9 protein-coding genes are annotated in these 9,073 nt (G+C 68.8%); 3 read left to right on the top strand and 6 right to left on the bottom strand.

Translation table 11 applies throughout. The annotated features are described in order from the left end of the window. Positions 1-44: 44 nt before the first annotated feature. The 6 genes from thpD to ACFWGJ_RS37585 form a co-directional block, all read right to left on the bottom strand. The gene (gene thpD / locus ACFWGJ_RS37610) at positions 45-932 is read right to left on the bottom strand and encodes an ectoine hydroxylase (RefSeq protein WP_387333460.1); all 888 of its coding nucleotides are present in this window, start codon (positions 930-932) and stop codon (positions 45-47) included. Between the two features lie 3 nt (positions 933-935). Beyond that, a complete protein-coding gene (locus tag ACFWGJ_RS37605; protein ID WP_107017720.1) occupies positions 936-1,340 on the bottom strand; it encodes an ectoine synthase in 405 nt (134 codons plus the stop codon). A 51-nt stretch (positions 1,341-1,391) separates the two neighbouring features. Continuing rightward, positions 1,392-2,663 (bottom strand): diaminobutyrate--2-oxoglutarate transaminase, encoded by a 1,272-nt coding sequence (gene ectB, locus ACFWGJ_RS37600; protein WP_387333459.1) that lies wholly within the window; start codon positions 2,661-2,663, stop codon positions 1,392-1,394. A gap of 29 nt (positions 2,664-2,692) precedes the next feature. Continuing rightward, positions 2,693-3,232: a diaminobutyrate acetyltransferase gene (gene ectA / locus ACFWGJ_RS37595; RefSeq protein ID WP_387333458.1), complete on the bottom strand. Its 540-nt coding sequence runs from the start codon at positions 3,230-3,232 to the stop codon at positions 2,693-2,695. A 336-nt stretch (positions 3,233-3,568) separates the two neighbouring features. Further along, positions 3,569-4,177, bottom strand: coding sequence for a DUF1349 domain-containing protein (locus ACFWGJ_RS37590; RefSeq protein WP_387333457.1), 609 nt, complete (start codon positions 4,175-4,177; stop codon positions 3,569-3,571). A 238-nt stretch (positions 4,178-4,415) separates the two neighbouring features. Continuing rightward, on the bottom strand, positions 4,416-5,945 hold the full coding sequence (locus tag ACFWGJ_RS37585; RefSeq protein WP_387333456.1) for an aldehyde dehydrogenase (NADP(+)): 1,530 nt from the start codon (positions 5,943-5,945) through the stop codon (positions 4,416-4,418). Between the two features lie 131 nt (positions 5,946-6,076). Between ACFWGJ_RS37585 and ACFWGJ_RS37580 the strand changes: the two genes are divergently transcribed. The 3 genes from ACFWGJ_RS37580 (at position 6,077) to ACFWGJ_RS37570 (ending at position 8,984) form a co-directional block, all read left to right on the top strand. Further along, complete coding sequence (locus ACFWGJ_RS37580; protein ID WP_138048348.1) at positions 6,077-6,850, top strand: IclR family transcriptional regulator; 774 nt, start codon at positions 6,077-6,079, stop codon at positions 6,848-6,850. A 1-nt stretch (position 6,851) separates the two neighbouring features. Then, positions 6,852-7,367, top strand: coding sequence for a GNAT family N-acetyltransferase (locus tag ACFWGJ_RS37575; protein WP_387333455.1), 516 nt, complete (start codon positions 6,852-6,854; stop codon positions 7,365-7,367). A gap of 165 nt (positions 7,368-7,532) precedes the next feature. After that, on the top strand, positions 7,533-8,984 hold the full coding sequence (locus ACFWGJ_RS37570; RefSeq protein ID WP_387333454.1) for a peptidoglycan D,D-transpeptidase FtsI family protein: 1,452 nt from the start codon (positions 7,533-7,535) through the stop codon (positions 8,982-8,984). Positions 8,985-9,073: the final 89 nt, after the last annotated feature.

Genomic DNA, 9,073 nt, shown 5'->3' with positions numbered 1-9,073 from the left:
GCTCGTGCGAGCCGGGCACCGGGCCAACCGCCCTCAGCCGTACGTCACTTCACGGGGGTGAAGTCCGTCGACCCGATGAACTCCGGGCGGCGCACCGGCGCCGCGAAGGGCTCCACCGCCGCGTTCTCCACGCTGTTGAACACGATGAAGACGTTCGAGCGCGGGAACGGCGTGATGTTGTCGCCCGAACCGTGCATGCAGTTGCAGTCGAACCAGGTCGCCGACCCTGCCCGGCCCGTGAAGAGCTTGATGCCGTGCTGGGAGGCGAACTTGGTGAGCGCCTCGTCGGAGGGCGTGCCCGCGTCCTGCATCTGCAGCGACTTCTTGTAGTTGTCCTTCGGCGTGGCTCCGGAGCAGCCGAGGAACGTGTGGTGCGACCCCGGCATGATCATGAGGCCGCCGTTGGTGTCGTAATTCTCGGTCAGCGCGATCGAGACGGACACCGTCCGCATGTTCGGCAGCCCGTCCTCGGCGTGCCACGTCTCGAAGTCCGAGTGCCAGTAGAAGCCGCTCGCGCCGAAGCCGGGCTTCACGTTGATCCGCGACTGGTGCACGTACACGTCGGAGCCGAGGATCTGCCGGGCGCGGCCCACCACCCGCTCGTCGCGCACCAGCCGGGCGAAGATCTCGCTGGTCTTGTGGACCTCGAAGACCGAGCGGATCTCCTGCGACTGCGGCTCGACGATGGAGCGCTCGTCGGCGCGGATCGCCGGGTCGGTGACCATACGCTCCAGCTCGGCCCGGTAGAGCGCCACTTCGTCGTCGTCGATGAGCTGCTCGACGGCGAGGAAGCCGTCCCGCTCGTACCCCTGGAGATCGGCCGCCGGGATCGGGCCCCGCGCGCCCGGTTCGCTCCACACGACCGGGTCCTGCCGGGGTACGGACACCTCACTGGTGCCGCGGCTGGGATACAGGTCGGTGACGGTCGTCATCGTTCAGACCTCCTCGGGCTCGGTCAGCAGGGGGTAGACACCGTTCTCGTCGTGGTCCTCCCGTCCGGTCACCGGCGGATTGAAGACACAGATGCAGCGGAAGTCCTCCTTGATCCGCATCGTGTGCCTCTCGTGGCCGTCGAGGAGGTAGGTGGTGCCCGGCGTGATCGTGTACTTCTTGCCGGTCTCGTCGTCGGTGAGTTCGGCCTCGCCCTCCACGCAGACGACGGCCTCGATGTGGTTCGCGTACCACATCGACGTCTCCGTACCCGCGTACAGGATCGTCTCGTGCACCGAGAAGCCGACCCGCTCCTTCGCGAGGACGACGCGCTTGCTCTCCCAGGTGCCCGACGCCGATTTCACGTGTCGGTCAGTGCCTTCGATCTCCTTGAACGAACGGACTATCACGGTGGTACGAAGCCTCCTTCAGGCTGGTGTGCAGGGGGGTGTGGCGGTGGTTCAGGCCGTCTCTCGGACGGCCCGGGCGAGGGTACGAAGGCCCTCGTCCAGCTCGTCGGGTGTGATGGTGAGCGCGGGGAGGAGTTTCACGACCTCGCTCTCCGGGCCCGACGTCTCGATCAGCAGGCCGAGTTCGAAGGCGCGGTGCGCCACGCGGCCCGCGCGCTCCTTGTCGTGGAACTCCATGCCCCACACGAGGCCCCGGCCGCGGTACTCCTTCACGTCGGCGAGGTTCTCCTCGGTGATGGAGATCAGGGCCTGCTCGACCTGCTCGCCGCGGGTGCGGGTCTGCTTCTCCATGGCGGGTCCGTCGGACCAGTACGTCTGCAGGGCGGCGGCGGCCGTCACGAAGGCGGGGTTGTTGCCGCGGAACGTGCCGTTGTGCTCGCCCGGCTCCCAGATGTCCAGTTCGGGCTTGAACAGGCACAGGGACATCGGCAGCCCGTACCCGCTGATGGACTTGGAGACGGTGACGATGTCGGGCACGATCCCCGCCTCCTCGAAGGAGAAGAAGGCGCCCGTACGGCCGCAGCCCATCTGGATGTCGTCGACGATCAGCAGCATGTCCTGGCGCTCGCACAGCTCGGAGAGGGCGCGCAGCCACTCGACGCGGGCGACGTTGATGCCGCCCTCGCCCTGCACGGACTCGACGATCACGGCGGCGGGCTTGTTCAGGCCGGAGCCCTGGTCCTCAAGGAGCCGCTCGAACCAGAGGAAGTCCGGGACCTGGCCGTCGAAGTAGTTGTCGAACGGCATCGGTGTGCCGTGCACGAGCGGGATGCCGGCGCCGGCGCGCTTGAAGGCGTTGCCGGTCACGGCGAGCGAGCCGAGCGACATGCCGTGGAAGGCGTTGGTGAAGGAGACGATCGACTCCCGGCCCTTGACCTTGCGGGCCAGCTTCAGCGCGGACTCTACGGCGTTGGTGCCCGTCGGGCCGGGGAACATGACCTTGTAGGGCAGGTCCCGCGGGCGCAGCACCAGGTTCTGGAACGACTCAAGGAAGCTGCGCTTCGCGGTCGTCGACATGTCGAGACCGTGCGTGACGCCGTCGCGTTCCAGGTAGTCGATCAGGGCCCGTTTCAGTACCGGGTTGTTGTGTCCGTAGTTGAGTGAGCCGGCACCGGCGAAGAAGTCGAGGTACTCATGGCCGTCCTCGTCGTACATACGGCTGCCCTGCGCGCGGTCGAAGACGGTCGGCCAGCTGCGGCAGTAGCTGCGGACCTCCGACTCCAGGGTCTCGAAGACGCTCAGGTCGGGCTGGGTGATGGTCACAGGTGCACTCCTCGGGCGTGGGGGGATGTTCAGAACGACAGGGGGCCGATGCGGTACAGCACTTCTGGGTCGTGCGGGCCGTCGGGGAACTGCCCTGTGTCGAACAGGACCTCACGCTCGACGCTCGCGCCGTGGCGCGCCGCGTACGAGGTGAACAGCCGCTCGGAGGCGGTGTTGCCCGGGGAGATCGTGGTCTCCATGGAGGTCAGCTCGTGCCGGCCGATGACCTGGCGGGTCAGCCCGTCCAGGAGCGCGGCGGCGAGACCTCGGCCCCGCTGCGCCGCGTCGACGGCCACCTGCCACACGAGAAGCGTGTGCGGGCGCTCTGGCCGGATGTAACCGGTGACGAAGGCGACGGGTTCGCCGTCGGCCGTACGCGCCACCGCGGACGTGCCGGAGAAGTCACGACACCACAGCAGGTAGCTGTAGGAGGAGTTCAGGTCGAGGGTCCCGGAGTCCTTGGCAATGCGCCAGAGTGCGGCTCCGTCGTCCACGTGCGGACGGTCGATCCGCAACCCTTCTGGCATTTCCAGGAATTCCGCTTGCAGGTCTGCTTGTGCGGCGGTCATGTCTATTGAATTTACCCAGCAAAAATCGAAATCGCATCGCCGAGTGGGGTTACACAAGCAGAGGGCATGTGTTATCACGCGGGCGCGGGCCGCGCGTGGAGCTGGTTGAAAGCGCCACTTTGTCCGGGAAATACCGGACAAAATGGCGCGGTTGTGTATTGCGTCACAAGGGCTTAACCGCCGCGAGACTTGCCCGAATTACGAGATCGATCTTCGCAAAACTGTGGCGTTTAGGTTCCGAGAAATCGGGCAGAAGCTTAAGGAAAACCCTACGCGAATAAAAGCAGAATTAGGCCCGGATGCAAAGTCGACCCGGAATTGGGGAGAGCCCGTAAATCAGTGACCGTCCCTCAGGTCGGCCGGCCAGTCCGGACGGAACTCGATGTGGTCGTACGTGACCACGCAGCCCTCACCCATGGGCGACTGGGTCATGAATCCGACGAGGGCGGCCCCGGTCTCCTTCTCCTCGCCCAGGGTGAACAGGCGGACGAAGGTCCAGCGCTCGCCGTCCTTCGAGGCGTGGAAGGCGAAGGCGCGGCCGGTGCGGCTGATCCGGAGCCAGACGGAGCTGCCGCCGACGGTGAAGGAGTTCGCGTCGTCGGAGTGCCCCCGGGTGACGACCGTGCAGACGGTGGGCACGTCCGGGGAGTTCTCCAGGCAGAGCTTGGCCCAGGCGCGCTCGCCCACGTGCGCGTAGAGGACGCCGGCGTCGAAGGCCCCGGCGAAGCCGACCGTCACGCGGGCGATGAGCTGGAAGTCCCCCTCGGGCGCCCCCAGCAGCCGGGGCGCGTCGGACGCGGGGTCCAGCCCTTCGTCGGTGGGCGGCACGAACCGGTCCTGCCGGGCCCCGGCCCACCCGGTGAGCACCCCGCCCTCGTACGACCAGTGCCCGTCGGGCCCGTACGACCGAAGCGAAAAGGGAAGTTCAGGAATTTGCACGTCCATCCACAGAGTCTGCCAGCTCCACGGGAACCGCAGCCCCCTTTGGGGGCGCGGGGAACGGCGCAGTCTTTTGCCTTCAGGGGCGCGGGGAACTGCGCGACCAGCCACAGCGGGCCCGCAGCCGACGAACCGGCCACGGGCCCAACGGCGCCCTCCAGGGGCGCGGGGAACTGCGCGACCAGCCACAGCGGGCCCGCAGCCGACGAACCGGCCACGGGCCCGACGGCGCAGGAAGGAGCGGCTACCTCTCCAGCCGCCCGTCGTAGCGCCGCGGCAGCCCCAGCGGGTTGGAATCCCGCAGCTCCGCCGGAAGCAACGCCTCAGGAGCGTTCTGGTACGCGACAGGCCGCAGCCACCGCTCGATCGCGGTCCCGCCCACCGACGTGGACGTCGACGTGGTGGCCGGATAAGGCCCCCCGTGCTGCTGGGCAGGAGCCACCGCGACACCGGTGGGCCACGCGTTCACGACCACCCGCCCCGCAAGCGGCGTGAGCTCGGCGAGGATCTCCGCCCCACGCCCCTCACCGGCCTCCTCCTCCGAAGAGAGGTGCACCGTCGCGGTGAGGTTGCCGGGCAGCCGCGCCAGCACCGCGTTCGCCTCGGCCTCGTCCTCGTAGCGCGCGACCACGGTCACCGGCCCGAAGCACTCTTCGAGCAGCAGGTCGTACTCGCCCTCGGCGGCCAGCTTCTGCGCGGAGACCGTCAGGAAGCCCGCGCTCACCGTGTGCTCACCGCCCGCCCCCGGCGTCACCGGCGCGTCCACGCCGGGCAGCTCCGCACGCTCGGCGACCCCCGCGACGAAGTTGTCGCGCATGCGGTGGTCGAGGAGGACGCCCGCCTCCGTGTCGCTCACCGCGTCCGTGAGGGACTTCAGCAGGCGGTCGCCCGCCGCACCGGCCGGCGCCAGCACCAGGCCCGGCTTCACGCAGAACTGGCCGACGCCGAGCGTCATGGAGCCCGCGAGCCCCGTACCGATCGCCTCGGCGCGCTCGGCGGCTGCCGCCTCGGTGATCACGACGGGGTTGAGCGATCCCAGCTCGCCGTGGAACGGGATCGGCGCGGGCCGCGCCGCCGCCGCGTCGAAGAGGGCGCGTCCGCCGCGTACCGAGCCGGTGAATCCCGCGGCCGACACCAGCGGGTGCTTGACCAGCTCGACGCCCGCCTCGAAGCCGTGCACGAGGCCGAGGACGCCGTCCGGGATGTCGTGCTGGGCCGCGGCCCGGCGCACGACGGAGGCGACCAGCTCGGACAGGCCGGGGTGGTCGGGGTGCGCCTTGACGACGACGGGGCAGCCCGCGGCGAGCGCGCTCGCGGTGTCACCGCCGGCCACCGAGAAGGCGAAGGGGAAGTTCGACGCCGAGTAGACGGCGACGACGCCCAGCGGCACCTTGTAGCGGCGCAGATCCGGGATCGGCGGCGTCGCGGTGGCGTCGGGGTGGTTGATCACGACGCCGAGGTACTCCCCCTCGTCGACGATGTCCGCGAAGGCCCGCAGCTGGTAGCAGGTGCGGGCGAGTTCGCCGGTGAGCCGGACCGGGCCGAGCGCGGTCTCCGCGTCGGCCGCCTCCACGAGGTGCTCCTTGGCGCCTTCGAGCAGGTCGGCCGCGGTCCGCAGGAAGGCGGCGCGGACCGTGCGGTCGGCGAGAGCCCCCCGGGCGGCGTGCGCGGCGCGGACGTCCTCGTCCACCTCCTGGGCTGTGGCTTCCACCGCAACCTGCTCGCGCTGCTTCCCGGTTCGGGGGTCGACACTCCAGACTGGTGCTGCTGCCACCGCGGGTCCCTCCAGATGTAATGCCGAAGTACATGTGCCACTCACCAGGGGCGTTCGATATGCTGAACGCTGTCTCTGATGGTGAATATGCTGTCGAGACTATTTCCCGGCGAACTAGGGGGTCAAGGCCGATGTCGGCAGGCGAGACGGGCGGCGGAGCGCAGGTCAAGTCCGCGGTGCGGACGGTTGAATTGCTTGAGTACTTCGCCGGACGCCCCGGTATGCACTCCCTGGCCGCCGTGCAGGAGGCCGTCGGGTATCCCAAGTCCAGTCTCTACATGCTGCTGCGCACGCTGGTCGAGCTCGGCTGGGTCGAGACCGACGCGACGGGCACGCGGTACGGCATCGGCGTACGGGCGCTGCTCGTCGGCACGTCGTACATCGACGGCGACGAGGTCGTCGCGGCGGCGCGGCCGACGCTTGACCGCCTCTCCGACGACACGACGGAGACCATCCACCTGGCCCGCCTCGACGGCACGAACGTCGTCTACCTCGCGACCCGCCAGTCCCAGCACTATCTGCGTCCCTTCACACGCGTGGGGCGCCGGCTGCCCGCCCACTCCACGTCTCTCGGCAAGGCGCTCCTCGCGACCCACACCGACGAGCAGGTACGCAAGCTGCTGCCGGAGACGCTGCCCGCGCTGACCGAGCACACGATCACCGACCGGGAGAAGCTCATCGAGGAGCTGCACCAGGTACGGGAGCAGGGGTTCGCGGTGGACCGCGAGGAGAACACGCTGGGGCTGCGCTGCTTCGGCGTGGCGATCCCCTACCGCACGCCCGCGCGGGACGCGATCAGCTGCTCGGTGCCGGTGGCGCGGCTGACGCCCGCGCACGAACAGATGGTGAAGGACGCGCTGTTCGACGCGCGGGACCGGCTGACGCTCGCGACCCGGAGGCTCTGACATGTCCGACCCGTCCCGCCCGTCCGGTCCCCTCCGCCCGGCCCCCGTCGAGGTCGAGCTGCGCGAGGTCCACGACAGTGATCTGCCGGTGTTCTTCCGGCAGACGAACGACCCCGAGTCCGCGCTGATGGCCGCGTTCACGCACAAGGACCCGACCGACCGGGACGCCTTCGACGCGCACTGGAAGCGGGTCCGTGCCTCGTCCGCCGTGAACCGCACGATCCTCGTCGACGGCGATGTCGTCGGGCACGCGGCGGTGTACGGGGAACCGGGCGAGCGCGAGGTGACGTACTGGATCGATCGCGCGTACTGGGGGCGGGGGATCGCCACGGCCGCGTTGCGGGCGCTGCTCGTCGTCGTGCCCGAGCGGCCGTTGTACGGGCGGGCGGCGGCGGACAACGCGGGGTCGTTGCGGGTGCTGGAGAAGTGCGGGTTCGTTGCCACTGGGCGGGAGCGGGGGTTCGCGAACGCGCGGGGGGCCGAGATCGATGAGGTTGTGCTTGTGCTCCGGGGGTGACGTGCGGGTGCGTCGTGGCTGGTCGCGCCGTTCCCCGCGCCCCTTGAAGACAAAAGACTGCGCCGTTCCCCGCGCCCCTGGGAGGGGCTGCGGTTGATGAACTGTCCATGAGAAACGTGGGCGAAGGGAACGTTCTGGGGGTTCTTGCTCGTCCTTCTGTGCGGGATGAACAAAACGATCAGGCGCGCCTCCGTCTTCACTCTGCTGCTCGTGTTCGCTCTGCTGGTCAGAGCGACCTGGGTGCAGTTCTACGAGGGGCAGGCGCTCGCAGAGGACAAGGACAACCGTCGGAACGCGATCGAGCAGTACGCGTACCCGCTCGGGAACATCATCGTGGGCGGCGACGCGATCACCGGTTCCGCGCAGACGAAGGGCAGCGACCTCAAGTACAAGCGCACCTACACCGACGGCGACCTCTACGCGGCGGTCACCGGGTTCAGCTCGCAGGTGTTCGGGGCCACGCAGCTGGAGGGTGTCTACCAGCAGCTGCTCGACGGCACGGACAACCGCCTGAAGAACCCCCTCGACACGGTCACCGGCAAGCGTTCCGACCCGGGCGATGTGATCACCACCATCGACCCGGACGTGCAGAAGGCGGCCTACAAGGCGCTCGGTGACAAGAAGGGCGCGGCCGTGGCCATCGACCCGAGGACCGGCAGGATCCTCGGTGTCGTCTCCACGCCGTCCTACGACCCCTCGGTGCTCAGCGCGGGCGACTCCGACGCCTGGAAGAAGCTGACCAAGGACTCCGAGAAGCCCATGACGAACCGGGCGCTGCGCCAGCCGCTGCCGCCGGGCTCGACGTTCAAGCTGGTCGTCGCCGCCGCCGCGCTGGAGGACGGCCTGTACTCCTCGGTGGACGACAAGACGGACAGCGAGAACCCGTACACGCTGCCGGGCACGACGCAGGTCCTGTCGAACGAGAGCAAGTCGGCGCCCTGCGAGGACGCGTCGATCCGCGTCGCGCTCCAGTACTCGTGCAACAACGTCTTCGCGAAGATGGCCGTCGACCTCGGGCAGGACAAGGTCAAGGCGATGGCCGAGAAGTTCGGCTTCAACGACGAGTCCCAGGACGTGCCGGTGCGCGCCTACACGAGCGTGTACCCGTCGGACATGGAGAAGTCGTCCACCGCGCTGACGGGTATCGGGCAGTTCGACGTGACCGCGACACCGTTGCAGATGGCCATGGTGTCGGCCGCCATCGCCAACGGCGGGAAGCTGGTCTCGCCGCACATGGTGTCGCAGATCAGCGACGCGAACGGGGATGTGCTGAAGAACTACGACGACGACACGGAGAGCAAGGAGATCGTCAGTTCGTCCACGGCCGAGCAGTTGCAGTCGGCGATGCAGACGGTCGTCGAGGAGGGGACGGGGACCAACGCGCGGATCTCCGGGGCGACGGTCGGCGGCAAGACCGGTACGGCTCAGCACGGCGAGAACAACAGCAAGACGCCGTACGCGTGGTTCACGTCGTATGCGAAGTCCGACTCCTCCGACAAGGAGGTGGCTGTCGCCGTGGTGGTGGAGCAGTCGGATGCGGCGCGGTCCGAAGTGAGCGGGAACGGTTTGGCTGCGCCTGTGGCCGAGGCCGTGATGCGGGCCGCGCTCGCGGGCTGAGCCATCGGTCGTCTGCGGCCCGGTGGGGGCCGAGCCAAAAGATTGCGCAGTTCCCCGCGCCCCTGATGGGGCGCAGCCCCTCCTAGGGG

This window comes from Streptomyces sp. NPDC060205, assembly GCF_042728395.1.
GTDB lineage: Bacteria > Actinomycetota > Actinomycetes > Streptomycetales > Streptomycetaceae > Streptomyces.
The sequence above is the reverse complement of the archived record's forward strand: the minus strand, read 5'-3'. Positions and strand labels throughout refer to the sequence as shown.

Bases quoted from the DNA above. Each gene is read 5' to 3' on its own strand.
- thpD (WP_387333460.1), bottom strand. From the start codon at position 932: ATGACGACCGTCACCGACCTGTATCCCAGCCGCGGCACCAGTGAGGTG.
- ectA (WP_387333458.1), bottom strand. From the start codon at position 3,232: ATGACCGCCGCACAAGCAGACCTGCAAGCGGAATTCCTGGAAATGCCA.
- ACFWGJ_RS37590 (WP_387333457.1), bottom strand. From the start codon at position 4,177: ATGGACGTGCAAATTCCTGAACTTCCCTTTTCGCTTCGGTCGTACGGG.
- ACFWGJ_RS37580 (WP_138048348.1), top strand. From the start codon at position 6,077: ATGTCGGCAGGCGAGACGGGCGGCGGAGCGCAGGTCAAGTCCGCGGTG.
- ACFWGJ_RS37575 (WP_387333455.1), top strand. From the start codon at position 6,852: ATGTCCGACCCGTCCCGCCCGTCCGGTCCCCTCCGCCCGGCCCCCGTC.
- ACFWGJ_RS37570 (WP_387333454.1), top strand. From the start codon at position 7,533: ATGAACAAAACGATCAGGCGCGCCTCCGTCTTCACTCTGCTGCTCGTG.